The sequence below is a fragment of the Pararhodobacter zhoushanensis genome (assembly GCF_025949695.1).
GTDB classification, from domain to species: domain Bacteria; phylum Pseudomonadota; class Alphaproteobacteria; order Rhodobacterales; family Rhodobacteraceae; genus Pararhodobacter; species Pararhodobacter zhoushanensis_A.
Genome location: NZ_JAPDFL010000001.1, coordinates 2,433,188 through 2,458,449, shown reverse-complemented (window position 1 = coordinate 2,458,449; position 25,262 = coordinate 2,433,188). Strand labels below are relative to the sequence as shown.

The window sequence follows — 25,262 nt, the reverse complement described above, 5'->3', positions numbered from 1 at the left end:
GGCGCTGGGGCTTTGCCTGGCGCTGGCGGCGCTGATCGCGTGGCAACCCGCGCCGCTGGTTCGATGGCAAGAACGGGCGCTGGATGCCCTGCTTGTTCTGGTCCCTGCACCGCCGACGCCAGGCGTCACCGTCATCGATATCCCGCGCGCTGATGACACCGGTGTGCCGTGGTCGCGCGCGGCCTCGGCCCGGCTGGCGGCACGGCTGGCCGAGGCGTCACCGCGCGTCGTCGGTTGGGACGTGGTCTTTGCAGGGGACTGCGCGCCAACCGCGGCCAATCTGGCGCTTACCGCCACGCTCAGCCGCAGCGCGACCGTCCTTGGCTTCCTGCTCGCCAACCAGTCCGAGGCCCTGCCCGGCCCGCCCCCCGCGCTGGCCCTTGGCGGCGATGCGGGCACGCGGCTGTGGAGCGCGCCGGGGGCGGAAGCCCCCTGTGAAACCTTCCTGTCCGACCCGGTCACCCTTGCCAGCCTGTCCTTGCCCGGCGACACCGAAGCCCGCGTGCGCCGTGTTCCCGCCGCCGTCACCGTTGCGACCCTTGCCTGGCCGTCGCTTCCGGTAGAGCTGGCCCGGCGCGCGCGCGCCCCCTCAGCCGTGGTTCTCGCAGCCGATGCCAGTGGCGCGCTGAGCCTGCATCTTGGCCCGCGTGCCGTGCCTCTGGACAGGGACGGCACGCTGCGTTTGCGCCCGCGCCCCGCCGCGATGCGCGCAGCGCGCACGCTCAACGCGGCTGCCCTGCTCAGCGGCCCTGTTCCCGACCTTGCCGACCGCGTGGTCATCGTCGGCTCGTCCGTGCCGCAACGTGGCGGGTTGCGCCCCACCGCCTTGGGGCCGCTTTATCCGTCCGTCCAGATCGCCGCCGATCTGACCGCCGACCTGATCGCCGACCAGCTCCCCTGGCGCCCCGCCAGCGCGCCCTGGGTCGAGGCAGCCGCCCTCGCCCTTGCCGGTCTCATCCTTGCGGTCCTGCTGCCGCGCCTTGCCCCGTTGACCGGGGTTGCCCTTGCTCTTGCCCTTGCGCTGGTCTGGACCGGGACCGCGACGACGACTCATCTTGCCACCAATCGTCTTTATGATCCGTTTATGCCCGCGCTCGCGCTGCTTTTTTCCGCCACCGCCGCGATCCTGCTGCAAGCCGCACTCACCGCCCGGGCCGAGCGCGCCCTGCGCGAACGGATGGGCCAGCTGTTGCCTGCGGTCGTCGTCGCGCGCTTGGCCAATGATCCCGGCCTGCTGCGTCTGCGTGGGGAACGGCGCATCGTCACCGCGCTTTTCACCGATCTTGAAGGCTTCACCGCCGCCACCGTCACGCTGGAGCCCGAAGCCCTGATCGACGCCCTCGACCGCTATTTCACCGTGGTCTGCGCGGTGATTCTGCGCCACGGCGGGATGATCGACAAAATCGTCGGCGATGCGGTCCACGCGCTTTTTAACGCGCCGCTGGACCAGCCCGGCCATGTCGACGCAGCCCTTCGGGCCGCCGCCGAGATCGTCGCCCAGACCGAGGCCCTGCGCGCCAGCCTCGGTCTGGGCCGAACCCGCATCGGGATCGAGACCGGCGCGGCGATTCTGGGCGATGTCGGCTCGGGCGCGCGCATCGATTACACCGCGCATGGTGCCTGCGTTAACCTAGCTGCGCGGCTGGAGGCGGCGGGCAAGGCGCTGGGGCCCGCCGTGATCATCGGCCCCGCCGCCGCGGCGCAAAGCACGCAGCCTTTGCGCGCCCTTGGCCTGCAGGAGCTGCGCGGATTCGGGCCGGTTGAGGTTTTTACCCTGCCCTGACTGCAGTGTTCCCCCGGGAACTGAGCGCACAGCCTGCGCCCGTTAGGTTGGTTCCATCGGCACCAACGCCGCAACCCGCACAAGGAACCAAGCCCATGATCCGCAACGCACTCATCGCCGCCGCCCTCTCCCTGATCCCCGCCGCCGCCTCTGCCTCGGACGCCTGGACCACCGCCGGTGTCAACTTTCGCGACGGGCCGAGCAGCTATTACGCTGTCATCGCCACCCTGCCGCGCTGCGCGGTGATCCAGACCTATGAATGGCAGAGCGGCTGGGTCCGGGCCGAATGGCAGGGTCAGTACGGCTGGCTCTCGGGCAGCTACATCGCCGAAAGCAATGCACATTGCACCTATCAGGCACCCGCCTATCAGGCCCCGGCCTATCAAGCCCCGGCGCAGGGCACCGCGTACCGCCGCTATTGACCGCCAAGACCTTTGCAACGGCGGGCCCCTTCGGGGGCCCTTTTTCATTCGGCCCGCTGGCCACTGTTCCCCCGGGAACTGCGCGGACGCCGACGCGGGGCTAGGGTGATCTCATACCCACCCCAACACCCCACGGAGCCACCCCATGTATCGCACCCCCCTTGCCGCCCTGATCCTTGCCGCCCAGCTTGCTGGCAGCGCCGCTCTTGCCAGCCACACCGGCATCGACCCCGCGCAGCAGATCACCGCCCAACACGTCACCGCCCCGTCGGGCACGGGTCTGGCCCTGCCGACCGTCTCGCTGACGCAGCCCGAAAGCGAGGCCCCGCGCTCAGCGCCCCTCCTGGACGCCGCCTATCGCCCGGTCGACCCGCAAACCCGCGCCTTCGCCTGACAGCGCAAATCATGCCGACGCGCGGCCTTGATTGATCTGGATCATGGCCGCCGCACGATCAGACGCTAAGAAAGCCGCATTCAAAGCGCAGATTTGCGCGTCGTGCAGGGCTAGTTTTTTTATGCGTTTGACCCTTAGAACCAATCTTGCGATGCGCACCTTGATGCATTGCGCCACGCAGTTCCCCGTCAGCTTGCGCACCGCCGATGTGGCAAGCGCCTGCAACGCCTCGTTTCACCATGTCGCGCAGGTGGTCAATCAACTGGAAAGCGGCGGGTTTCTGGCCACCAGCCGGGGGCGCGGGGGCGGTATCGCGCTGGCCAAACCTGCGGCCGAGATCGGCGTCGGCACGGTGATCCGTTTGTTCGAGGCTGATCTGCCCTTCGCGGAATGCATGGATGACAAGCGCAACACCTGCCCGTTGGTCACGGTCTGTCGGCTGAAAGGGTTGCTGTGCGAGGCGCTCGATGCCTTCTACAGCAGCCTTGACCGCTATACGGTGCACGACCTGATTGACGGCAACGCCGCGCTGGTTGACGTACTGACCAGGGGCGGCAACGCGCAGGACGTGCGCAGAACCGCTTAGCGGCGCTGCTGGCATGGGCAGCAGCGTCAGGCGCGCGCGCGTACACAAAACTTCACAAATTAAATTCTTACGCGCTCTTGATCGACTCTGGCGCGCGGGACTATGTGTCGCGGGCCGCGCGCCGTCTGACGGTTTCGCATTTCAGGTTTGGTATTTTCAACATGACATCCTCCCCCACGCCTCAAGACGTCACCCCCACCGCTGTCCGGTCGGTCCGGCTGGTCATCGCGTCTGTCGCCACGCTTTTGCTGCTCGCAGCGCTTGATCAGACCATCGTATCGACGGCCCTGCCCACCATCGTCTCGGATCTGGGCGGGCTCGAACACCTCAGCTGGGTCGTCACCGCCTATATCCTCGCCTCGACCGTGGCAGCGCCGCTTTATGGCAAACTGGGCGACCTTTATGGCCGCCGGATCATGGTCTTTGTGTCGGTCGGGCTGTTCCTGATCGGCTCGTTGCTCTGCGGGCTGGCGGGCAGCATGACGTTCCTCATCGTCTCGCGCGCCATTCAGGGCCTTGGCGGCGGCGGGCTGTTCGTGCTTGCCCTGTCGGTGGTGGGCGACGTGCTCACCGCCAAGGAGCGCGGCAAGATCCAAGGCATGTTTGCGGCTGTCTTCTCGATCTCGTCGATGGTCGGGCCGCTGATCGGCGGCTATTTCGTCGAGCAGTTCAGCTGGCACTGGATCTTCCTGATCAACGTGCCGCTGGGCATTCTGGCCGTGATCGGCTTCGCCATGAGCTTCCCGGCTCATACCGCCACCAAGAAGCACAAGATCGACTGGGCGGGCGCTGCGGCCCTGTCGCTCACGCTGGCTTCGGTGACGCTGATGACCGCGCTGGGGGGCAATACGCTGCCTTGGGATTCGCTGGAAACCTATGGGCTGGGTGCTTTGTCGCTGGTGGCGCTGGTGGCGTTCATCCTGATTGAGCGCCGCGCGGTCGAACCGATCCTGCCGCTTGAGCTGTTCAATCTGAACGTCTTTACCACCACCTCGATGCTGAGCTTCCTGACCGGCGCGGCGATGCTGGGGGCGGTGACGTTCCTGCCGCTGTATCTGCAGGTCGCGCGCGGCGTGAGCCCGATGATCTCGGGCTTGCTGCTGGCCCCGATGACGCTGGGTATCGTCGCCGCCACCACGGTTGCGGGCACCTATATGCGCCGCAGCGGGCGCTACCGGATCCTGCCGATTGTCGGCATGACCATTCTTGCCATCGGCGGCGTGCTGCTGGCGCAGATCTCGGTCGAGACGTCGACCTGGGGCTTCTCGGCCATGATCGTGCTTTTCGGCTTTGGCATGGGCCTGTGTTTCCCGGTGCTGACCACCGCCGTGCAGAACGCCGTGCCGCGCGCGCAACTGGGCACGGCCACGTCCTCGGGCGTCATGTTCCGGCAGATCGGTGGCTCGCTGGCGGTCGCCATGTTCGGCGCGATGATGACCGCGCGGCTGGCCGCGCAGGCAGGCGGGCTGAACTTCTCGGCCGAGATGGGCCCGCAGGCGCTCGCGCAGCTCGACCCGGCGATCCGCGCCGGCATCGCCACGCATATCGTCGACGCCATCGCCCCGATCTACTGGGTCGTCGCGGCCTTCGGTGTGCTGGGTCTGATCGTCGCGCTGATCCTGCGCGAAATCCCGCTGTCGGGCCGCACGCCCGCACCGCAGGCCGAGTAACTACGCCAACGGACACCGCCCCGGCTTGAGATCAAGCAGGGGCGTGCCATCCAGCGCTTCCAGCCCGCGCACGATCAGCCGGTTGCCCTGCCGCGCGATCAGGGTCACCGTCGTCACCGCAATCGGATTGGGCCGCACCGGTGAGCGCAGCGAGAACACGCCGCGCGGACCGTTGCCGTGGTTGGGCTCGATGATCAGCAGATCGCGGCGCGCCTTGTGGAACCACAAGAACAACTCGATCCACTCAAATTGCTCGATCCCCTGCAAGGCCCGATCCCACGGCGCATTCAGCACCACCGCGCACTCCGGCCCGTCAGCTCCGACACGCTTGGGGCACTCCGAGAGCGTCTTGTAAGGCGTCTCGACATGGCCAATGAACCCAAGGCTGGCATCCGCGCCCAGGATGGCGTCGGTCACTTCCTCATTCGGTTTCAACGGCTTGTGCGTCATGTCTCAGCCGCGATGAAATCCGGCACCAGCCCGCTGGCGGCGATGAACGCCTTGGGATCGACGCCTTTGAAGAACCCGTGCGACTGGATGAGCACGGTAAAACACCCCGCCGCGCGCCCGCCCAGAATGTCGGTATGCAGCGAGTCGCCGACCATCGCCACGCGCTTGGCAGGCAGGTCCAGCGCCTTGAGCGCCGCCTCGAACGCCCCGCCAAACGGCTTGCCGTAGAACTCGACCGGCACCGGCAGATCCACCGCATAATGCCCCGGCTCCCAGGTGAACCCGCCTTCGCGCGGGGCCACCACATCAGGATTGGCGCAGATCACCGGGCGCGGACGCGCCGTTAGCGCCGCCACCAACGCCGCCTGTTTGGCGTCATCCCAGCCCTGCGAGCCCAGAAACAAGAACCCGTCCGCGCTGTCCAGCAACCCCGCGTCCAGCGCCCGCACGTCGCCCGGCAGGTCGTCGAACCCGGCGCCTTCAGGGGCAATCGCCGCCCAGACCCCGCCACGCCCGGCCAGCGCCGCACCGGCCAGATCGCGGCTGGCGATCACCTCATCGGCGGTGAAATCAAAGCCCCAGCTGTGGTACTTCGCCAGCGCCTCGTCCCGCGTGGCCGAGGCACCGTTGGTCAGCACCACCACGCGCTTGCCCGCCGCGCGCATCTGCGCGATCCGCTCGACGGCCTGCGGCAGCACGCCGTCGCCCACATTCAGCACGCCGAACGCGTCCAGAATGAAGCCGTCATAGCGATCAATCACGCCGCGCAGGTCGTCAATCCTGGCACTGAACGGCGGAAAGATCCGCCCGGGCCGGGGGTAATGATGCGCAATCGCGCAGTATCGGGCAAAGGCCCAGCGGGCATCTGGCTGCATCACACTCTCTCGCCGTCAGGGGCACCAAAGGCCCCGCAAACTCCCCGCCATGCTGGCAAAAATCCGCATCCGGCGAAAGCGCGAACTGTGTCGGCGCCGCTTCCCGTTTCGCCCGGAAATTGAGCGAAGCGCCTAAGACATAGGCATCTACACGATGCCCGCCAAAGCAGCAAACGCCCGCCGTTCGTCCCGTCTTGAACCCAGCCGCCGCACAAGCTTGAGCTTGCATGAACGGAGATCCCATGAACGCCCAAACCCCGCCCCTTCACCAGCGCACGCGCGGCTCGGCCGATGTCGTGATGGCGGGCGGGCGGCTCAAGCGGCTTTATACCCAAGGCTCGGCCAAGGCGATTCCGCTGACCGGCGCGCGGCCTGAGGTGGTTTTTCTCAATACATCCGGCGGGTTGACCGGCGGCGACCGACTGTCCTTTGCCCTGCAGACCGACAGTGACACCACCGCCACCACCCAGACCGCCGAGCGCGCCTACCGCGCCAGCGAGGGCACGGCGCAGATGAGCGTCTCGCTGGATATCAGCCACGGCAGGCTCGACTGGCTGCCGCAGGAAACCATCCTTTTCGACCGCTCGGCCCTGCGCCGCCACACCCGCATCAGCTTGGGCCCGCAGGCCGAGTGTCTGCTGCTGGAGGCCATCGTGCTGGGCCGCGCCGCGATGGGCGAGACGGTGCGCGACTTCACCCTGACCGACCGGCGCGAGATTCTGCGCGCAGGCAAGCCCGTGCTGGTCGAGCCGCTGAAAATGCACGGTGGCACCCTGACCGGCCCCGCCACGCTGCAGGGCGCGCGCGCCTTTGCCTCGATCGCGCTGGTCGCGCAGGGGGCCGAGGATGCGCTGGGTCCGGTGCGCGCCACACTGAACGAGCCGGGTGTGCGCGGTGCTGCCTCGGCGTTCGACGGAAAACTGACGCTGCGGCTGATCGCCGCCGACGGCTGGCCGCTCAGACGGCAGATCGCACGGCTGGTATCCGTGTTGCGACCTGCTAACACTGGCAGCCTGCCCCGCGTCTGGCAGATCTAGGAGACAGGCATGAACCTTACCCCCCGCGAAAAGGACAAGCTGCTGATCAGCCTTGCGGCCATGGTGGCGCGTGGACGGCTGGCGCGCGGCGTCAAGCTCAACCACCCCGAGGCCATCGCGCTGATCACCGATTTCGTCGTCGAGGGCGCCCGCGACGGCCGCCCGGTGGCCGAACTGATGGAAACCGGCGCGCATGTGATCACCGCCGAGCAATGCATGTCCGGCATCCCCGAAATGATCCATTCCGTGCAGGTCGAGGCGACGTTCCCCGACGGCACCAAACTCGTCACCGTTCACCACCCGATCCGCTAAGAGGTTCCCCATGCGCGCACTCCCCCTCGCCCTGATGCTGCTGCTTTCGCCCACGCTGGCGCTGGCTCACGGCACCCATGACCTTGGCACCTTCGCCCATGGCGCCGCGCACCCGCTGGGCGGGCTGGATCACGTGCTGGCGATGCTCGCGGTGGGACTGCTGGCCGCGCAGGCCGGTGGCCGCGCGCTCTGGGCGATGCCGCTGGGTTTTGTCGGCGCGATGCTGGCGGGCGGTGCCCTTGGCTTTGTCGGCGTCACCCTGCCCGCGGTCGAGCCGATGATCCTTGCCTCCATCGTCATCCTCGGCGTGCTGGCCGCCCTTGCCACCCGCCTGCCGCTGGCCGCCACCCTGCCGATGATCGCGCTGTTCGGTCTGGCCCATGGCTGGGCGCATGGCGCTGAAGGCCCGGCCACCGGCATGGTGCTTTACGCGGCGGGCTTTGCTTTGGCCACCGCCGCGCTACATGCTGCGGGTATCGCGATGGGGCGCAGCCTTTCTGCCCTGACCACGCGCTCGCTGGGCGGGGCCGCCGCTTTGGCGGGCCTTGCGCTGGCCCTTGTGTAAGGACATGCCATGATCCCCGGAGAGATTTTCGCCGCCCCCGGCGACATCATCCTCAACCCCGACGCCCCCGTCACCACGCTCACGGTCGCCAATACCGGCGACCGGCCCGTGCAGGTCGGCTCGCATTACCATTTTGCCGAAACCAACCCCGGTCTCAGCTTTGACCGCGAGGCCGCGCGCGGCCAGAGGCTGGACATTCCCGCCGGCACCGCCGTGCGCTTCGAGCCGGGGCAAACGCGCGAGGTCAATCTGATCCCCTATCAGGGCAGTCGCACCGTCTATGGCTTCAACGCCAAAGTCATGGGTGCGCTGTGATGGCCGCCTTCGCGTTTGACGCCCTGCGCCTTGCCCTGCAAACCGGCACCATGCTGATGCAGGCGCAGCAGGTCGTGGCGATGCGCACGCTGGGCATGATGGGCGGCTGGAACCTGCGCGACGGTGAGACCGCGCGCATGGTGTCCGAGAAAATGGCCGCCTTCACCGAATCCAGCGCCGCCATTCACACCGCCCTCACCCGATCCAAACCGCCGCTCGCCGTGGCCGCCGCAGCGCTCAAACCCTACGCCACGCGCACCCGCTCGAACGCCCGCAGCCTGTCGCGACGCGGACCGGGTTGAGCGATGAGCGGCCTCCCCCTCTCAGGCAGTTGTCACTGCGGGGCCGTGCGCTTTCGCGTCACCAGCCACACGCCGGTGCCCTACCAGCTGTGCTATTGCTCGGTGTGCCGCAAAACCACCGGCGGCGGGGGTTATGCGATCAACCTCGCCGCCCGCGCCGACAGTCTGGTGGTCGAGAACCGCGAGACATTGGCAATTTACCGCGCCACCATCACCGAAGACGGTGAAACCCGCCACTCGACCGCCGAGCGTCATTTCTGTTCGCGCTGCGGCAGCCACCTGTGGCTCTATGATCCCACCTGGCCGGACCTCATCCACCCGCTCGCCAGCGCGCTCGACACGCCGCTGCCGCCCGCGCCCGCGCTGACCCACCTGATGCTCGACGCCAAACCCGACTGGGTGCCGGTCAACGCCGGGCCGCAAGACGCTGAATTTCCCCGCTATCCCGACACCTCGATCGAGGACTGGCACACATCGCACGGCCTCTGGGTCGTCTGAAAGGAGCCTTCATGCCCTACGCCATCTCCCGCGCCCAATACGCCGACATGTTCGGCCCGACCACCGGCGACCGCGTGCGCCTTGGTGATACCGAGATCATCATCGAGGTCGAGCGCGACCTGACCCTGTACGGCGACGAGGTGAAATTCGGCGGCGGCAAGGTGATCCGCGACGGGATGGGCCAAAGCCAGATCACCCGCGCGATGGGGTCCATGGACACTGTTATCACCAACGCGCTGATCCTCGACTATACCGGCATCTACAAAGCCGATGTGGGCCTGCGCGACGGGCGCATCGCGGTGATCGGCAAGGCGGGCAACCCCGACACCCAGCCCGGCGTCGATGTGATCATCGGCCCGGGGACCGAGATCATCGCTGGCGAAGGCAAGATCCTGACCGCGGGCGGCTTCGACGCGCATATCCATTTCATCTGCCCGCAACAGGTCGAGGACGCCCTGCATTCCGGCCTGACCACCATGCTCGGCGGCGGCACCGGCCCGGCGCATGGCACGCTCGCCACCACCTGCACCCCCGGTCCCTGGCATATCGGACGGATGCTGCAGGCCATCGACGGCTTGCCGATGAACATCGGCCTGGCTGGAAAGGGCAACGCCAGCCAGCCGGATGCGCTGGTTGAAATGATCACTGCGGGCGCTTGTGCGTTGAAATTGCACGAAGACTGGGGCACCACCCCCGCCGCCATCGACTGCTGCCTGACCGTGGCCGACCAGATGGACGTGCAGGTGATGATCCACACCGACACGCTTAACGAATCCGGCTTTGTCGAAAACACCCTCGACGCCATCAAGGGCCGCACCATTCACGCCTTCCACACCGAAGGCGCGGGCGGCGGCCACGCCCCCGACATCATCAAGGTGGTCTCGTCGCAGAACGTCATCCCGTCATCGACCAACCCGACGATGCCCTACACGATCAACACGATCGAAGAGCATCTCGACATGCTGATGGTCTGCCACCACCTGTCGCGCAAAGTCCCTGAGGATGTCGCCTTTGCGGAATCCCGCATCCGCCGCGAAACCATCGCGGCTGAGGATATCCTGCACGACATGGGCGCGTTTTCGATCATTTCCTCGGACAGTCAGGCCATGGGCCGCGTCGGCGAGGTGATCACCCGCACCTGGCAGACCGCCTCGAAGATGAAGCAGCAACGCGGGCGGCTGGCCGATGAAACCGGCGAGAACGACAACCTGCGCGCCCGCCGCTACATCGCGAAATACACCATCAACCCGGCCATCGTGCACGGCATGGCCGGTGAAATCGGTTCCATCGAGACCGGCAAACGCGCCGATCTGGTGCTCTGGTCCCCCGCGTTTTTCGGTGCCAAGCCCGAGATGGTGCTGATCGGCGGCTCCATCGCCATGGCGCAGATGGGCGATCCGAACGCCTCGATCCCCACGCCGCAGCCGGTTTATTCGCGCCCGATGTTCGGCGCACTGGGCCGCGCGGTCGAGCGTTCGGCGGTTACCTTTGTCAGTCAGGCCGGGCTGGACGCGGGCATTGGCGACGCGCTCGGACTGCGCAAATCGCTGGTTGCTGTGCAGGGTTGCCGGGGGGTGACCAAGTCCGACATGAAGCTCAACTTCGCCACCCCCAGTATCGACGTTGACCCCGAGACCTATGAGGTCCGCGCCGACGGCGAACTGCTCACCTGCGAGCCCGCCACCGAACTGCCACTGGCGCAGCGCTACTTCCTGTTCTGAGCGCAAGCCTGACGTTGACTGAGGGCGGTGCGGGGCAATGCCCGTGCCGCCCTTTGCTTTTCCCACCATCCCGCCAGCCTTACGCTGCATCGCGGCAAACTAAGCGCCTTCACACGGGAAAACGTCGTCTTCAGGCAGGCGTCAAGCACGAATGCCGCCATTTTCCTCTGCAATCACGCCGGCCTTCGCCATCACGCCCCCGGCATGAGCCATGCTGCACCCGCAAAGCACGCATGCCGAACCAGCAGTGGTTATGTCAGCCCCGGTGTCCTATTTTGAACCCAAGGGAGAGAACTCTGCAAACGAGGTTTTCAAATGGCTTTCATTTCCGCCACCGACTTCACCCCGCGCATCCGCGCCCAGATCGACGCCTTTTTCGCCACGCTCGGCCAGGGCTTCAACGCCTATCTTGAAGCCCGCTCGCGCCGGGATGAGATTGAGCGTCTGCAAATGATGACCGACGCGCAACTGGCCGAACTCGGCACCAGCCGCGACCGTATCGTGCACCACGTTTTCCGCGACCGCATCGGCTTCTGACCGCCGCGCAGGCGGCCCCGCTTCTGCGGGACCGCGCGCTGAGCGCACCGGCACAGTCGCGTCCCGCATGCACCCACGCCCTGGCGCGGACGGCGTCGCCTTCGGGCGCGCCCGCCGCTGGTGTCTGGCCCGCACTTTGTGCACGCCAAACGGCACAGCATTCCTGCACCAAGCCCGCGCGCCTTCGGGCACCCGGACATGCCTTGCCGGTTACAGCTTTGGCAACCCGCCTGTCCAACGCGCCGCTTGGACGCGCCAACCCCTTCAATTCAAAAGGGACATCCCTATCAACGCGGCGTCATCGGCCCCCATCAGACCCGCGCCCAGCCGGTCGCAGCGCACTTCGGTCAGCACCCGTTCGCGCCAGAACAGCGGGTCTTCACGCAGCACCTGCGGCAACAGATTGTGGTCAAAAATCCGCACGCGTCGCTCCACCACCTCGACCCGGCTCCATTGTCCCAGTCGCGCGTCCTCACTGCCGGCGATCAAAGCCGCACACAGATCGCGTTCACGCGACCGCAGCGCGGTGATCCTTTCGCGGACCCTGGTCAGTTCATCAGCCTGCGACTCGCTGCGCATGGACGCCTCCCTTGCTTGCACCTGCACTCTAGCCCTGCGAGGGTAAACGGACCGTTTACGAGGATTCCCTGATGACTGACCTGCCCCCCGCCGCCCGACTGCTGACCCAACAACCTGCGCAGGCCCATGACATCGTGGTGCTGGACTATGACGCCCGCCTGATCCGCCGCAAACGGCTGACAACGGTGCAGGGCGACAGCTTTCTGGTCGACCTGCCCACCGTCACCAATCTCGACCCCTTCTGGGGGTTTGAACTGGAAGACGGACGTAACATTCAGATCGTCGCCGCCGAAGAGTCAGTCCTTGTGATCACCGGGCCGCTGGCGCGCCTGTGCTGGCACATCGGCAACCGGCATACACCCTGCGAAATTCACCACGATCATCTGCTGATCCGCGAAGACCATGTGCTGGAGAAAATGCTTACCGGTCTTGGCGCGCAAATCACCCGGGCCTCGCGCCCCTTCGCACCCGAATCCGGGGCCTATGGCACAGGTCGCACGATGGGCCATGACCATGGTCCGGCAGCGCACCATACGCATGGCGATCATACCCATGGACACCATCATCATGGACATGATGACCATGGACATCATCACCCGCATGCGGAAGATGCCGCTGAATGACGCTGTTCCACCCCGCCAACCGCAGCCTCTCGCCAGAGCACGAGCGCCTTTGGGCCGCCTATGAGATCGCCTATACATTGGTTGATTTCCTGGCCGCGGGGTTGTTCATTGTCGGATCGATCCTGTTTCTCAGCCCCGACACCACGCAAACCGGCACCTTGCTGTTCATCCTCGGATCGGTATTCTTCGGCCTGAAACCTACCCTGCGCCTGACGCGCGAGGTCCGGCTGGTGGCGCTGGGGAACGTGAACGAGGTCGCCAAACGGCTCGATGGCTGACACCGATCTGCTGACCCTGATGCAATGGCTTTCCCCCGCCTTTCCGACAGGGGCTTTTGCCTATTCCCATGGGCTTGAACGGGTGGTCGCCGACGGCACGATCCACGACGCCGCCACACTTGAAGACTGGCTTACCGGCATCTTGCTGTATGGCGCGGGGTGGCAGGACGCGGTGTTACTGGCGCAGGCGCTCAGGCCCGGGACAGACCTTGATGCGCTCGACGCTCTGGCCCGCGCCCTCGCGCCATCGGCCGAGCGTCTGCGTGAAACGCTGGATCAGGGCACCGCCCTTGCCCGGACCGTTGCGGGCATCACCGGTCGCAGCCTGCCCCCGCGTGCGCTCCCGATCGCGCTGGGTGAGGCGGCGCAGGCGCTTTCCTTGCCGCCCGCTACGGTTATCGCCTTGTTCTTGCAAGGATTTGCAGGCAACCTGACCACCATCGCTGTACGCCATGTGCCGCTGGGCCAGACTGCAGGACAAACGGTTCTGGCCAATCTGGCACCGGTGCTGGGCAGTCTTGCGGCCAGTGCGGCAACGGCGACGCTTGATGACCTCGGCGGGGCGGCGCTGGCTGCCGACCTTGCCGCCTTTGAACACGAAACCCAAGACGTCAGGATCTTTCGGACATGAGCATGAATGGCCCCCTCCGGGTGGGAATCGGCGGCCCCGTCGGCTGCGGCAAGACCTCGCTGACCGAGCAACTGGCCCGTGCGCTGGCCAGCCGCTGCTCGATGGCGGTGATCACCAACGACATCTACACGCGCGAGGACGCCGATTATCTGGTCCGCGCACAGGTCCTGCCCGAGGCGCGCATCAAGGGCGTAGAAACCGGCGGCTGCCCGCACACCGCGATCCGCGAGGATGCGTCGATCAATCTGGCCGCCGTGGCTGAACTGAGCCTTGAGATCCCCGGTCTGGACCTGATCCTGATCGAGAGCGGTGGCGACAATCTGGCGGCGACGTTTTCGCCCGAGTTGGCGGATCTGTCGATCTATGTCATCGACACCGCCGCCGGGCAGGACATTCCGCGCAAGCGCGGCCCCGGCCTGACAAAATCCGACCTGCTGGTGGTCAACAAGACCGATCTGGCGCCCTACGTTGGCGTCGATCTCGCGCAGCTTGAGGCCGACACCCACCGCGCGCGCGGCCAGCGGCCCTATGTCATGGCGCAGGTGCGCAACGGGGTCGGCATCGAGGCGGTGATCGCCTTCCTGGAGCGTGAAGGCGGGCTGCGGCTGCGCTGATCACTCGTCAACCGGGGCCAGCGCGCGCGCGGCCTGCCGCGCCTCGCGCCGCGCCTGAAATTCCGCGCGTTCTTCCGGCGACAACGGCACACCTCCGACGCGCTGGCCCCGGCCACGACCGCGGCCGCGCCCCCGCCCGCCGCCCCGTGACCCGTTGCCCGCTGACCGGCGCTTTCTGGCAAGACGGCGGACAAAGCCCGGCACCGGCGCAGTCGATGCAGCGATCACCAGCGCCAGACCGCCAAAAGCGAGAACCGGCAGCCGTTCGCCCAGAAATATCATCCCGAAGATCACGCTGAACGCCGGCATCAGGAACATCGCCAGGGCCGCCCGGTTCGCACCAGCGCGGCGCACCAGCGCGTAATTCAGCAGGTTTGGCGCGACCGTCGCCAGAACGACGAGTGCCAGCAGCACCAACAGAACATAGGGCGAGGGCGTGACCTGCACCGCCCCGTCGACCAGCAGCGCCACCGGCCAGACCGTCACCACACCCACCGCGAACATTCCCGCCGACAGGACCATCGGCGACATCTTTTCACGCCGACGGAACCACACGTTGCCCGCCGCGTAGCTCAGCGGCGAGATCAGCGTCAGCAGCGTGCCCAGACCCGCCTCGGCCAGACCGCCTGACAGGATCGCCGGGATCGAGATCAGCACAACACCAACCATACCGATGCCGATACGGATTTCCTGCTCCAGCGTCGCGGGCTCATCGGCCAGAAAAAATGCTGCCAGCGCCAATGTGAACAGCGGCATCGTGGCATAGAGCATGCCGCCCATGCCGGTGGGAATATACTGCATGCCCGCCGCCATGCTCACGAAGGGGATCGACACCACCAGCACACCGCCGACCAGGGCGGTCAGCAGATCATGCCGCGACAGGCGCAGCCCGCTGCCAAAGAAACCGGCCGCGATCAGCAGCAACGGCAGCGCGAAGGCCGAGCGCAGCGCCGCCAGGGTCCAGGGCGGGAAATAGGCGACGGCAAGCGCGATCAACAGCGGCGAGGCGCCAAAACCGGCGGCTGTCAGGATCAGGAGCAAGGGGGTGGGCATGGGTATCGGATCCCCGACCGGGCGGATGGGTGTGCGAGATGGACCCCTACCGCCCACCACCCCGCGCGTCAATCCACAGCCACGGGTACGGTGCCGACCGGCACCTTATGCGTTTGTTTCCAAGCGACCTCTCTTCCTGTGTGGCATAGACAGGATCCGGATTCCCTGCCCCAGTCTGCGCATGAAACCCTTGCCCGAAGGTTAAGATGACACCGCTGGACCACCCTGCACCGCGCTGCTACGCAAGGGGTCTCAGGAGGTGCCCATGTCCGACAGCGCAAAGCCCCAGTACCAGCCCGTCCCGCTGCCTGACCGCGTCCAGACCACGGACGCGCTCGCCCTGACTCAGGCGCAGGCTTTTCTCACCTACCTGCGCAAGCGCCACTCGGTGCGCGACTACAGCGCCCGCCCGGTCCCCGAACCCGTCATCGCAGCCTGCATCGCCGCCGCGGGCACCGCGCCCTCAGGGGCCAACCACCAGCCCTGGCATTTCGTCGCCATCGCCGATCCGGCGTTGAAAGCCCGCATCCGTGCCGCCGCCGAGGATGAAGAGCGCGCCTTTTACGCCGGCGGCGCGGGCGATGAATGGCTGGCCGCGCTGGAGCCGATCGGCACCGGCGCCTCCAAACCCCATCTGACCGACGCGCCCTGGCTGATCGTCATCTTCGCTCAACGCTGGGGCGAACGGCCCGGCGGCGCGCGGTTCAAGAATTACTACGTCCCCGAAAGCGTCGGCATCGCCACCGGCTTCCTGATCGCCGCCCTGCACCATGCGGGGTTGGTGTGCCTCGAGCACACGCCCAACCCGATGAAATTCCTCAACGATCTTTGCGGTCGGCCAGCCTCGGAGAAGCCGGTGATGATCCTGCCCGTCGGCTATCCGGCCGAGGATGCCACCGTCCCCGCCGTGGCCAAAACCAAGAAACCGCTGGAAGAAATCCTGAGCGTGTTCCGCTGATCCCCAAGTGCCAGAGGCGCAGAGGTTGCCCAAGCGCCGTATCGCCCCCCTGACGCGATTGCGCCCGGTCAGTACCTCCCAGTTGAAAGCAAGCGCCCCCTGCGCACCAGAACATCGTCCTCTACCTTGCCCAAAGTATCCGCGACTGCCTGCCGCTGATCGGGGGCTTTTTCGTGATCACCTTGCTCTCACCCGCGTTCATCGGCACCTTGCTTCCCGCTGCCGCCTTTCTCTCCCTTGTTCACAGGCGGCTCCTCCTGGGGCCGTGACACTGGCGACGCCTTGCGCAGGCCAGCGACAAGAGCACACCCCGCCCCGGACCAAGCCTGCTGCGCTTCCTTCTGGTTGCGGCGCTGCTCGGCTGTCTTGCGGCCCTCTCCGTGACCGACGCTGTGCGGCCGCGTGATCCGGCCCATCGCTCAGACCGCCGAGGGCTCACGGCCATGGTCTGCGTCGTGACGCTCTGGCCCGTGCTCGCCGCCTTTGGCTCGCTGCTGCCGGCAGCAGCCCTCGGCCTGCCCTTTTCCCCGCTCGAAGCGCGGAAAGCTGCGCGCTCGACATGGCATCGGAGTGCGTTTCAGCTTCTGGTATTTGCGCTCGGACTTGGCGTCGCGTTCCTGGCCGCCGTTGGGTGGTCGTCCCCCGTCTTCGGGCCAGAACCGATGCTCACCGACGATGCCCTGTCATGGCTCAACCACCGCGCCCCGTCTGCGCAGATGGTGATCGTTGCGGCTGTGGCAATGGCAACCGTCGCCCCGATCGGGGTCCTGAAAGTCGCCATCCTCTCCCGCGCTTTCCTGCGCGAGACGCCGGCCACCTGAGCAGATCTCACCACGTCGGCAGCCTCCCCGCCTGTGGCGCATCGATCACAGATCCGTGTCCTCAAACCTGGGTTTGGTGATTTCACAACGACGTAGCCATCCTCCCGGCCTACACCCTAAGCGTGCAGAGTGAGGGAAGAGCGTTCATGCCGTCGTTATTCGCGTATCTGGTCAGGGCCGTCGCCCATTCGTTTCCCGTTGTGGCGTTCTTCGCGGTGCTGATGGTCGGCTTGGCGTCTCTCAATGCCGATGGCGGTTCCAATTCGACGATGTTAATCACCCTTTTGTTCTTTTACGGCGCTCTGTTCCAGGTCCTCCTGCTCCGCCCTCGCCGCTTCTGGTCGCGGACATGGGAAACCGACGATGGCAAGCCGCTCTTGACCATCGCAAACTTGTGGCGCTTTCTGGGCGTTAGCCTGCTCTATTTTGTCGTCATCATCCTGCTCCCGGTGACCCTGATTGTCGATTTTACGCCCCGGGACACACCAGACTTTCGCAACGCTGTCGCCAGCTTGGCCTTTGTTGCAATGATCCCCTGGAGCGGGCTGATCCTGTCGGTCTTCGGCACGCAACTGCCCGCCGCCGCGATGGGTCGCCCGATGTCGCTGCGCAAGACCCTGCGCGCCGCGCGCAAGACATGGTGGAAGGTCCTGCTTCAGCTCGCCCTGATCGCCTTGCCGGCAATGCTCGCACTCTTCTGGTCACTGAACCAAGTTGCGCCGCCGAACGAGCAGAACTGGCCGTCGCCGGTGATCCCCTTCGCGCTTTCGCTCGTCGAGTTCATCGTCACCTCTCTGCCGGTCGTTCTCAGCATCGGGATTCTTTGCCGCGCCTATGAGCAAGGCTATCCGCCCGAGAGCGCCGAGGTCACACCCGTGCCCCAGCCCGAGGTCGCCCCAGCGGCCGCTCCCTGACGCGGGGCGACCGGGCAGCGCCCTGACGGCACGCGGTCAGCGTTTGTGCAAAGGCACGTAGGTCTCGTTGAACCGTCGCGGCAGGTGATCGACCGCCCGCACCACGCCGCCTGTTCCCAAGGGTGCCACGTTCACCGCAGGGCTGCGGTTGAAGAACAGCGGCACGGAAACGCGCGCCTGGGCGCTGCCGACAACCCGGTGCGGCGTCGCCCTGATGCGCCCGCCTGACCCCATCTCCAGCATTTCGCCAAAATACAGGACAAATTCGCCCGGCTCGGCCACCACACCCAGCCCGCCGCCATCCCGCCGCTGCACCGCCAGCCCGGGCACACCGTCGGTGGCCAGCAGCGTCAGTCACCCATGGTCGGTATGCGCGGCGATGCCGAAATCCTGCTCGCCCGCCCAACCCGGCCGCTGCGGATAGTAATTGGCCCGCAACACCGCCATCGGCTGATCGAAAGCGCCGTCAATCCAGTGCGGGTCTTCACCAATTGCCCCGGCTATCACGCCCAACCCGTGCAGCGAAAGCGCCCGCGCTGCGCGCGTAATAGCCCTCAGGCCGCTCCGGCCCCAGAGTGGGCGCAGGCACGGCCAGCGCTGATCCCGCCACCGCGAACCCCAGATCGAAGACTTCATTGTAATCCCGGTTTGCCGCCGGATCGACCTGCTCCGACCCCGGCCCGCCCCAACCGCGGCTCGCCCCGGTGCGCGCCATGTCCACCGCGGCCTTCAGCGCCAAAGGCTGCGCAAAGAACGCCCGAGACGCCGCCAACGCCGCGCGCAGCTGCCCGGCGTCAATCGGTGTGTTCACCCGCGTCAGAAACCCGACGTCGCAGGCCCCGCGCCGACCCTCGGCCACCTGCACCGGATCGCCGGCCCGCAGCGCCGCCCAGTCAACCCGCGGGATCGTCACCCCCTCAGCCGCCCTCGCCCGCCGCCCCTTCATCTTGCCAAAAATACGCCCCTGACCCGATCCGGCAACAGCGCCCCCTCATCGTGTCAGAAATACTCTGCAGGGGGTGAAGGGCGCGCCTGCGCCCGAGGGGGCGCACAGCCCCCTGCGCCGACAGGCGCCGGCGCGCGGCCCCCTCGATGGGGGCCGCGCGCCGCACCCGCTCACCGATGCGGCGCGTAGATCGCAACCAGCCGGGCCACGGCGGCTTCCGGCGTCATCTCTTCGCTCTCGCCGGTGCGGCGCGAGGTCAGCTCGACCACGCCCTTGGCCAGCCCGCGCGGGCCTACGGTGATGCGCCACGGCAGACCGATCAGATCCATCGTCGCAAACTTCGCCCCCGCCCGGTCGTTGCGGTCATCATAGAGCGCTTCCAGACCAACCCCGGCCAGCGCCTTGTACAGCGCCTCGCAGGCCGCATCCGCCGCCTCGTCGCCCTGCTTCAAATTCACGATCCCGGCATGGAACGGCGTGACGCCCTCGGGCCAGATGATGCCCTTGTCGTCATGGCTGGCCTCGATGATCGCGCCCAGCAAGCGGCTGACCCCGATCCCGTGCGAGCCCATGTGCACCGGCACCCGCTCCCCCTTGTCATTGACCACCACCGCGCCCATCGGCTCGGAATATTTGGTGCCGAAGTAGAAGATCTGCCCCACCTCGATGCCCCGCGCCACCTTGCGATGCTCCTCGGGGACCGCGTCGAACAGGCCTGCGTCATGCGTCTCATCCGTGCGGGCATAGAGCGTGGTGAACTCCTCGCACACCGCCGCCACCGCCTCGCGGTCGTCATAATCGACCGCCCGGTCGCCCAGCGTCAGCGTGGTCACGCGGTCGTCGAAGAACACCTCGGACTCACCCGTCTGCGCCAGCACGAGGAATTCATGCGTATCGTCGCCCCCGATCGGCCCGCTGTCGGCCCGCATCGGGATCGCCGTCAGGCCCATGCGCTCATAGGTGCGCAGATAGCTGACCATATGGCGGTTATAGGCGTGCAGCGCCGAGTCCTTGTCGACGTCGAAGTTATAGCCGTCCTTCATCAGGAACTCGCGCCCGCGCATCACGCCGAACCGGGGCCGCACCTCGTCGCGGAATTTCCACTGGATGTGGTACAGCGTCAGCGGCAGATCCTTGTACGACCCCACATGCGACCGGAAGATGTCGGTGATCATCTCCTCATTCGTCGGCCCGTACAGCATCTCGCGGTCATGCCGGTCCTTGATGCGCAGCATCTCGGGACCATAGGCGTCATAGCGCCCGGATTCGCGCCACAGATCCGCCGATTGCAGCGTCGGCATGAGCAGCGGGATATGCCCCGCGCGCACCTGCTCCTCGTGCACGATCTGTTCGATGCGTTTCAGGACCTTGAAGCCCATCGGCAGCCAGGAATAAATCCCCGCCGCCTGCTGCTTGATCATCCCCGCGCGCAGCATCAGCCGGTGGCTGACAATCTGCGCCTCCGAGGGGTTTTCCTTGAGGACGGGCAGGAAATAGCGGCTCAGGCGCATGGTTCACCTTTGGAAGGAACGGGTTCGCGCTTGTCTAGGCGATTGACACGCCACCGGCAAGCCGCAGGGCACGGCATCGCGCCTCCGTCGTCCCGATTGACAGACGCCCCCGCACGCGCCAGCGTTCTCTGCGTCCCTCTTGCACACAGGCCCGACCCCATGCTCCGCCGCGCCCTGATCGTCCTCGCCGCCACGGCTCTCACCGCAAGCCTCGCCAGCGCCCAGACCCCGTCCAAGACCCCGCCGCCAACGCAGGCCGCCCCCGCACCCGCCGACCCGGAATCGATGCTCGCCACGATCCGTGCCATCTTCGCCGCCAATGACTGCGCCCTGCCGCGCGCCAGCGCCGAAAACACCTTTGTCGAGGGGCTTGCCAGCAGCCTCGGCCTCGCGGTGGCCGACATTTACGACAGACGCGGCCCCTACCGCGCGATGATCGAAACCGCCCTGCAGCAGCTCGCCGCAAGCGGCCTCGTCTTTGTCGACCCCCAGACCAGCACCTTGCGCTACCCCGGCTGCGACGCCGGTTAACCCGCGCAATTGACAGACCTTGCCCTTATGGCCGAGACTCGGGCTTTAACCCCTGAGTTTTGGACCCATCCCATGTTTCATCGCCCCCTCATCGCCCTTACCGTCCTTGCCCTCTCCACCGGCCTCGCCCAGGCGCAACTGTCGCCCAAGACCCCGCAATCCCCGCACACGCCCTCCGCTCCGCGCAGCCCCGGCGGCATGACCGACGTGTCGCGCACGCCCATTGCCCCCTCGACCATCCCGCCCGAGACGATGATCCCCCTCATCCGCGCCGGTTTCGCCGAACACGGCTGCGAGCTGCCGCTGAACGGCGGCGAGCGGATCCTGGCCGAGTCCCTCGCCGCCCAGCTCGGCGTCACCGCCGAGGAAACCCTCAGCCGCGACGGCCCCTACTTCCGCCCGATCGACACCGCCTTCGACCAACTGCGCGCCGAGGGCACCGTCATCATCGACCGCCCGGGCGACGTGATCCGCTACCCCGACTGCAACGCCTGAGCACCACCCCGTAGGGTGGGGTTCCACCCCACCACCCCTTCCCAAACAACCGCCCTTGCCGCGCCCGTAGGGTGGGGTTTCACCCCACCACCCCCTTCCCAAACAACCGCCCTTGCCGCGCCCGTAGGGTGGGGTTTCACCCCACCACCCCCTTCCCAAACCCTCGCCCCTGAGGCACCCTCCCCGCAACCACTTGGTGAGTGTTGCGTATGCCTGATCCCTTCTCCGTCTTCACAACCCTCGCTGTGCCCGTCTGGCTCGTCATCGCTCTCGCCTTGGCGCTGTTCGTGCTCCTGATCTGGGCCGCGCTACCGCTTCTGTCGAAGCCCGTCGCCAGCCGCTGGCCCTTCGCCAACCCCGACGCAAACGCCTTGCTCGCCGCGATGGTGATCCTCGGCACACTCCTGTTTCTCGGCGCTGTGGGCGCAGCTTTCACCGTGCTCCTCCACACGTTCCGCGTGACCGAAACCGGCGGCGCGGGCCCGAACCTCGGCGCAGGCGCGCTGATCGCCGCCCTCCTCGGCGCGCCTTTTCTGATCTGGGGCACGGTGCTGAAACACCAGACCGTCCGCTACCAGAAAGAAGGCCACATGACCGACCGCATCGCCAAAGCGGTCGAGATGCTGGGGGCGGAAAAGACGGTCAAGAAAGACGGCGTGGAAGAAACCAAACCCAACCTCGAAGTCCGCATCGGCGCGATCCTCTCTCTCGAACGCATCGCGCAGGATTCAACCACCCATGACAAAGGCCGCGACCACGTCCGCGTGATGGAAATCCTCTGCGCCTATATCCGCGAAAACGCCCCCGCCAGCAGCGCGCAGTACCATCCCTATGGTGACTGGGAACACCTCAAGGACGATCCGACCGAAGACGAGCGCAAGGAGCATCTCACCATACGCGAGGAACGATTCGGCCAAGATCGCAACGGCCTGGTCCGCCTATGGGCGCAAAGCCTCCCAACGCCGCGGGAAGACATCGCCCAAGCCTTGAAGGTCATCGGCCGCCGTACCCACGATCAACTGTTGGTCGAGGCCGCATGGCCCGCTACGCCAAGCCAAAGCATCACCCGTCATGTCGACACGCCCTGCCCCGCGCTACCCGATGACCCCGGCAAGGCGGCACTCACACCCGAAGCCCTTGCTGCTTTCGAACGCGAGCTGGAAACTTGGACCGACGCCGTTGGCCGGTACTCGGGCTATCAACTCGACCTGCGTCACGCCAATCTTCAGAACGCAAAGTTGCAAAAAGGCAACTTTGACTTGGCGCAGTTCAACAACGCTCGGATGGAGGGGGCGGACCTCAGCGGGGCGCGGATGGAGGGGGCGGTCCTCAGCTGGGCGCGGATGGAGGGGGCGGTCCTCAGCGCGGCGCGGATGGAGGGGGCGGACCTCAGCGGGGCGCGGATGGAGGGGGCGGACCTCAGCGGGGCGCGGATGGAGGGGGCGGACCTCATCGAAGCTCGGATGGAGGGGGCGGACCTCAGCGGGGCGCGGATGGAGGGGGCGGTCCTCATCGAAGCGCGGATGGATTCAGACACATCCCTGAGCGCTGCTACTCTTCGAGGTGCAGCGCTCAGGGATGTGGATTGTTCTTCGGTGCCGATTTCTCAGGAACAAGTCAATGCAAGCTTCGGTGATGAGTCGGTTCTCTTGCCCAAAGGCAGGCAAAGTCCAGCGCATTGGCTAAAGTGGGTGCCGCCATACTTGTCATTCGTGCCGCCATACTTGTCATTCGACGAGTCCGAGGTTTCGTTCCTCAGCGAATGGAAACGTTGGCAAGAAAACCCCGATGGTTTCGAACCTGCGCCACCGCCCGCCTCCCCTGAAACGGCGTGAAATCCCTACCAAAACCCTAACGCCCCCACTCAACCCCCTGAATTCCCTCACTCCGTGCAACTATCCCACCGTACGAAACGCCCGCCAACCGGGCCCCTCACACCCCCCAGACCCACAGGATCATCGGCACCGAGACGGCCACGATCACCACCTCCAGCGCCAGTCCCAGCCGCCAGTAGTCGCCAAAGCGGAACCCGCCCGGACCTAAGATCAGCGTGTTGTTCTGGTGCCCGATCGGCGTCAGGAAGGCGCACGACGCCCCGATCGCTACCGCCATCAGGAACCCGTCCGCCTGCGCCCCCAGCTGCGCCGCGATCCCCAGCGCGATGGGGGCCATCACCGCCGCCGTCGCCGCGTTGTTCATCACGTCCGACAGCACCATCGTCACCACCAGCACCACCACCAGCGCCGCCACCGTGTTGCCCTGCGCCAGCCCGTCGACCAGCCCGCCCGCCAGCAGATCCGCCGCCCCGGTCGCCTGCATCGCCCCCGCCACCGGGATCAGCGCGGCCAGCAGCACGATCACCGGCCCGTCCAGCGCCGTATACACCTCGCGCAGCGGCAGCGTCCGGGTCAGCATCGTCGCCAGCACTCCCGCCGCAAACGCCACCGCCGCCGGCACCAGCCCGACCGCCGAGGCAAGGATCGCCACCGTCATGATCCCCGCCGCCGCGATGGCCTTACCCTTGTCGGGCACCGACACGGGTGCTGTATCAAGTGGCACGCAATTCATGTCGCGCGCGAATTCGGCCAGCAGCGCGGGCGTGCCACGCAACAAGAGCAGATCGCCCGATTTCAGCATCAGACTGCCCAGCCGTCCGCGCGGCCGCTGCCCCTCGCGCGAGATCGCCAGCAGCGACACCCCCCAGCGCGAGCGCGGCTGCAACTGCCGTGCCGAGCGCCCGATCAGCGCCGAGCCGGGCAGCAGCGCAAATTCCCGCAGGACGATCTCGTCATCGTCTTCCTCCTCTTCAAACGCCGACAGCCCGTCCAGCGCGATGCCGTGCTGGGCGGCGCTCTCGGTCAGCGCCTTCGCCTCGGCCTCGACGATCAACAGATCGCCTGCCTTGATCTTGCGCCCCCGGTGCGGGTTGTTCTGCCGCGTGGTGCCGCGCACCAGCGCCAGCACCATGATATCGAGCCCGTCCAGCGCATCCTCGAACCCGCGCAGGGTCAGGCCGACGGCCTTGCTGTCCTCGGGGATGCGCAGCTCGGTCAGATAGGCGCCGGTCTCGAAGGGCGCCTCGCCGCTGGGCCTGCGCGCCGGAACCAGCCGCCAGCCGATCAGCGCCACGAAGGCGATGCCGATGGCGGCCACCGGCAGGCCGACCCAGGTGAAGTCGAACATCCGAAACGTCGACTCCGGGCGAAAGCCGGCGACGATCAGGTTCGGCGGCGTCCCAACCAGCGTCACCATACCGCCGAGGATCGTGCCAAAGGCCAGCGGCATGAGCACCTGTCCCGGCGGCAGCTTGAGCCGCCCCGCCAGTTGCACAGCCAGCGGCATGAGCAGCGCCATCGCACCCACGTTATTCATGAACGCCGACAGTCCCGCGCCCAGCCCCATCAGGGCCGCCACGGCAGGCACCTGACCCGCCTGCGACGGCAACACGCGCCGGGCCAGCGCATCGACCGCTCCGGTATGCTGCAACGCCCGGCTGAGGATCAGCACGCAGGCCACCGTCACCACGGCGGGATGCCCGAACCCGGCAAAGGCGGTCTCGACCGGCACGAGACCGGTCAGCACACAGGCGACCAGCGCCGCCAATGCGACGGCATCATGGCGAAAGCGACCCCACAAGAAACCCGCCACGGTCAGGCCAAGCACGGCAAGGATCATCATCTGTTGGCTGTCCATCGGTGCCCCTCTCGCGATCCTGAACCGGCGACAAGCGGCCAACCTGACCGATTCTCTACCAAGGAGCAAACCCCTGCACAGCCTCGCGGTTCCGCATCTCCGGTTTCCCTGCGCCACAATCCGCGGTATAGACCCGCGCGATCCCCAA

Annotated in this window: 32 protein-coding genes; 23 read left to right on the top strand and 9 right to left on the bottom strand. The window is 66.7% G+C overall.

The genetic code is table 11. The features are described from left to right. Positions 1 to 4: 4 nt before the first annotated feature. From OKW52_RS12370 to OKW52_RS12350, 5 genes are all read left to right on the top strand, one after another. Entirely contained in the window at positions 5 to 1,783 is a 1,779-nt protein-coding gene (locus OKW52_RS12370) for an adenylate/guanylate cyclase domain-containing protein (protein ID WP_319800500.1), read from the top strand. 95 nt (positions 1,784 to 1,878) lie between these two features. Then, positions 1,879 to 2,205, top strand: coding sequence for an SH3 domain-containing protein (locus OKW52_RS12365; protein WP_264505978.1), 327 nt, complete (start codon positions 1,879 to 1,881; stop codon positions 2,203 to 2,205). 145 nt (positions 2,206 to 2,350) lie between these two features. Beyond that, positions 2,351 to 2,599 (top strand): hypothetical protein, encoded by a 249-nt coding sequence (locus OKW52_RS12360; RefSeq protein ID WP_264505977.1) that lies wholly within the window; start codon positions 2,351 to 2,353, stop codon positions 2,597 to 2,599. A gap of 121 nt (positions 2,600 to 2,720) precedes the next feature. After that, positions 2,721 to 3,185 carry an RrF2 family transcriptional regulator gene (locus tag OKW52_RS12355; RefSeq protein WP_264505976.1) on the top strand — a complete coding sequence of 155 codons (465 nt, stop codon included), beginning with the start codon at positions 2,721 to 2,723 and terminating at the stop codon, positions 3,183 to 3,185. 161 nt (positions 3,186 to 3,346) lie between these two features. Then, positions 3,347 to 4,855: an MDR family MFS transporter gene (locus tag OKW52_RS12350; RefSeq protein WP_264505975.1), complete on the top strand. Its 1,509-nt coding sequence runs from the start codon at positions 3,347 to 3,349 to the stop codon at positions 4,853 to 4,855. Here OKW52_RS12350 and tsaA read toward each other — a convergent pair whose 3' ends face one another. Both tsaA and OKW52_RS12340 read right to left on the bottom strand, forming a co-directional pair. Continuing rightward, complete coding sequence (gene tsaA / locus OKW52_RS12345) at positions 4,856 to 5,272, bottom strand: tRNA (N6-threonylcarbamoyladenosine(37)-N6)-methyltransferase TrmO (protein WP_264505974.1); 417 nt, start codon at positions 5,270 to 5,272, stop codon at positions 4,856 to 4,858. A gap of 29 nt (positions 5,273 to 5,301) precedes the next feature. Then, positions 5,302 to 6,180 (bottom strand): HAD-IIA family hydrolase, encoded by an 879-nt coding sequence (locus tag OKW52_RS12340; RefSeq protein WP_264505973.1) that lies wholly within the window; start codon positions 6,178 to 6,180, stop codon positions 5,302 to 5,304. A gap of 242 nt (positions 6,181 to 6,422) precedes the next feature. Between OKW52_RS12340 and OKW52_RS12335 the strand changes: the two genes are divergently transcribed. The 8 genes from OKW52_RS12335 to OKW52_RS12300 all read left to right on the top strand — a co-directional run bounded on the left by OKW52_RS12335 (position 6,423) and on the right by OKW52_RS12300 (position 11,467). Continuing rightward, on the top strand, positions 6,423 to 7,217 hold the full coding sequence (locus OKW52_RS12335) for an urease accessory protein UreD (RefSeq protein WP_264505972.1): 795 nt from the start codon (positions 6,423 to 6,425) through the stop codon (positions 7,215 to 7,217). Positions 7,218 to 7,226: 9 nt separating this feature from the next. Next, complete coding sequence (locus tag OKW52_RS12330; RefSeq protein WP_127103974.1) at positions 7,227 to 7,529, top strand: urease subunit gamma; 303 nt, start codon at positions 7,227 to 7,229, stop codon at positions 7,527 to 7,529. A 10-nt stretch (positions 7,530 to 7,539) separates the two neighbouring features. Beyond that, entirely contained in the window at positions 7,540 to 8,094 is a 555-nt protein-coding gene (locus OKW52_RS12325; protein ID WP_264505971.1) for a HupE/UreJ family protein, read from the top strand. Between the two features lie 9 nt (positions 8,095 to 8,103). After that, positions 8,104 to 8,409 (top strand): urease subunit beta, encoded by a 306-nt coding sequence (locus OKW52_RS12320; protein ID WP_264505970.1) that lies wholly within the window; start codon positions 8,104 to 8,106, stop codon positions 8,407 to 8,409. Then, complete coding sequence (locus OKW52_RS12315; RefSeq protein ID WP_264505969.1) at positions 8,409 to 8,711, top strand: antifreeze protein; 303 nt, start codon at positions 8,409 to 8,411, stop codon at positions 8,709 to 8,711. The genes OKW52_RS12320 and OKW52_RS12315 overlap by 1 nt, the downstream gene beginning before the upstream one ends. Before the next feature lie 3 nt (positions 8,712 to 8,714). After that, positions 8,715 to 9,209 (top strand): GFA family protein, encoded by a 495-nt coding sequence (locus OKW52_RS12310; protein ID WP_264505968.1) that lies wholly within the window; start codon positions 8,715 to 8,717, stop codon positions 9,207 to 9,209. Positions 9,210 to 9,220: 11 nt separating this feature from the next. Next, complete coding sequence (gene ureC / locus OKW52_RS12305; protein ID WP_264505967.1) at positions 9,221 to 10,930, top strand: urease subunit alpha; 1,710 nt, start codon at positions 9,221 to 9,223, stop codon at positions 10,928 to 10,930. Between the two features lie 315 nt (positions 10,931 to 11,245). Next, on the top strand, positions 11,246 to 11,467 hold the full coding sequence (locus tag OKW52_RS12300; protein WP_264505966.1) for a hypothetical protein: 222 nt from the start codon (positions 11,246 to 11,248) through the stop codon (positions 11,465 to 11,467). Between the two features lie 264 nt (positions 11,468 to 11,731). On the opposite strand, the gene OKW52_RS12295 is transcribed toward OKW52_RS12300, so the two are convergent. Then, entirely contained in the window at positions 11,732 to 12,046 is a 315-nt protein-coding gene (locus OKW52_RS12295) for a hypothetical protein (RefSeq protein WP_264505965.1), read from the bottom strand. A 71-nt stretch (positions 12,047 to 12,117) separates the two neighbouring features. On the opposite strand from OKW52_RS12295, the gene OKW52_RS12290 reads away from it, so the two are divergent. Genes OKW52_RS12290 through ureG form a run of 4 tightly spaced genes read left to right on the top strand, consistent with a single transcriptional unit; the run spans position 12,118 to position 14,192 of the window. Further along, positions 12,118 to 12,669: an urease accessory protein UreE gene (locus OKW52_RS12290; RefSeq protein WP_264505964.1), complete on the top strand. Its 552-nt coding sequence runs from the start codon at positions 12,118 to 12,120 to the stop codon at positions 12,667 to 12,669. After that, positions 12,666 to 12,947, top strand: a complete 282-nt coding sequence (locus tag OKW52_RS12285; RefSeq protein WP_264505963.1) for a YrhK family protein — start codon at positions 12,666 to 12,668, stop codon at positions 12,945 to 12,947. Before OKW52_RS12290 ends, OKW52_RS12285 begins: the two co-directional genes overlap by 4 nt. Beyond that, positions 12,940 to 13,578, top strand: a complete 639-nt coding sequence (locus tag OKW52_RS12280; protein WP_264505962.1) for an urease accessory protein UreF — start codon at positions 12,940 to 12,942, stop codon at positions 13,576 to 13,578. Before OKW52_RS12285 ends, OKW52_RS12280 begins: the two co-directional genes overlap by 8 nt. Continuing rightward, on the top strand, positions 13,575 to 14,192 hold the full coding sequence (gene ureG / locus OKW52_RS12275; RefSeq protein WP_406622252.1) for an urease accessory protein UreG: 618 nt from the start codon (positions 13,575 to 13,577) through the stop codon (positions 14,190 to 14,192). Before OKW52_RS12280 ends, ureG begins: the two co-directional genes overlap by 4 nt. On the opposite strand, the gene OKW52_RS12270 is transcribed toward ureG, so the two are convergent. After that, positions 14,193 to 15,245 (bottom strand): DMT family transporter, encoded by a 1,053-nt coding sequence (locus OKW52_RS12270; protein ID WP_264505960.1) that lies wholly within the window; start codon positions 15,243 to 15,245, stop codon positions 14,193 to 14,195. 265 nt (positions 15,246 to 15,510) lie between these two features. Between OKW52_RS12270 and OKW52_RS12265 the strand changes: the two genes are divergently transcribed. The 3 genes from OKW52_RS12265 (at position 15,511) to OKW52_RS12255 (ending at position 17,938) form a co-directional block, all read left to right on the top strand. After that, complete coding sequence (locus OKW52_RS12265; protein WP_264505959.1) at positions 15,511 to 16,203, top strand: nitroreductase family protein; 693 nt, start codon at positions 15,511 to 15,513, stop codon at positions 16,201 to 16,203. A gap of 443 nt (positions 16,204 to 16,646) precedes the next feature. After that, positions 16,647 to 17,024 carry a hypothetical protein gene (locus tag OKW52_RS12260; protein WP_264505958.1) on the top strand — a complete coding sequence of 126 codons (378 nt, stop codon included), beginning with the start codon at positions 16,647 to 16,649 and terminating at the stop codon, positions 17,022 to 17,024. Positions 17,025 to 17,146: 122 nt separating this feature from the next. Next, entirely contained in the window at positions 17,147 to 17,938 is a 792-nt protein-coding gene (locus OKW52_RS12255; protein WP_264505957.1) for a hypothetical protein, read from the top strand. A gap of 36 nt (positions 17,939 to 17,974) precedes the next feature. Here OKW52_RS12255 and OKW52_RS12250 read toward each other — a convergent pair whose 3' ends face one another. From OKW52_RS12250 to proS, 4 genes are all read right to left on the bottom strand, one after another. Next, positions 17,975 to 18,268 (bottom strand): 2OG-Fe(II) oxygenase family protein, encoded by a 294-nt coding sequence (locus OKW52_RS12250; RefSeq protein WP_264505956.1) that lies wholly within the window; start codon positions 18,266 to 18,268, stop codon positions 17,975 to 17,977. Between the two features lie 24 nt (positions 18,269 to 18,292). After that, complete coding sequence (locus tag OKW52_RS12245; protein WP_264505955.1) at positions 18,293 to 18,445, bottom strand: hypothetical protein; 153 nt, start codon at positions 18,443 to 18,445, stop codon at positions 18,293 to 18,295. Further along, on the bottom strand, positions 18,423 to 18,851 hold the full coding sequence (locus tag OKW52_RS12240; protein ID WP_264505954.1) for a 2-oxoglutarate and iron-dependent oxygenase domain-containing protein: 429 nt from the start codon (positions 18,849 to 18,851) through the stop codon (positions 18,423 to 18,425). The genes OKW52_RS12245 and OKW52_RS12240 overlap by 23 nt, the downstream gene beginning before the upstream one ends. Positions 18,852 to 19,054: 203 nt before the next feature. Further along, positions 19,055 to 20,395, bottom strand: a complete 1,341-nt coding sequence (proS, locus tag OKW52_RS12235) for a proline--tRNA ligase (protein ID WP_264505953.1) — start codon at positions 20,393 to 20,395, stop codon at positions 19,055 to 19,057. A 159-nt stretch (positions 20,396 to 20,554) separates the two neighbouring features. Here proS and OKW52_RS12230 point away from each other — a divergent pair, with 159 nt between their 5' ends. The 3 genes from OKW52_RS12230 (at position 20,555) to OKW52_RS12220 (ending at position 23,256) form a co-directional block, all read left to right on the top strand. Then, on the top strand, positions 20,555 to 20,926 hold the full coding sequence (locus tag OKW52_RS12230; RefSeq protein WP_264505952.1) for a hypothetical protein: 372 nt from the start codon (positions 20,555 to 20,557) through the stop codon (positions 20,924 to 20,926). A 72-nt stretch (positions 20,927 to 20,998) separates the two neighbouring features. Continuing rightward, complete coding sequence (locus tag OKW52_RS12225; RefSeq protein ID WP_264505951.1) at positions 20,999 to 21,421, top strand: hypothetical protein; 423 nt, start codon at positions 20,999 to 21,001, stop codon at positions 21,419 to 21,421. 209 nt (positions 21,422 to 21,630) lie between these two features. Next, entirely contained in the window at positions 21,631 to 23,256 is a 1,626-nt protein-coding gene (locus tag OKW52_RS12220) for a pentapeptide repeat-containing protein (protein ID WP_264505950.1), read from the top strand. A 97-nt stretch (positions 23,257 to 23,353) separates the two neighbouring features. Here the strand turns inward: OKW52_RS12220 and OKW52_RS12215 are convergent, their stop codons facing one another. Further along, positions 23,354 to 25,114, bottom strand: coding sequence for an SLC13 family permease (locus OKW52_RS12215; protein ID WP_264505949.1), 1,761 nt, complete (start codon positions 25,112 to 25,114; stop codon positions 23,354 to 23,356). Positions 25,115 to 25,262 lie beyond the last annotated feature (148 nt).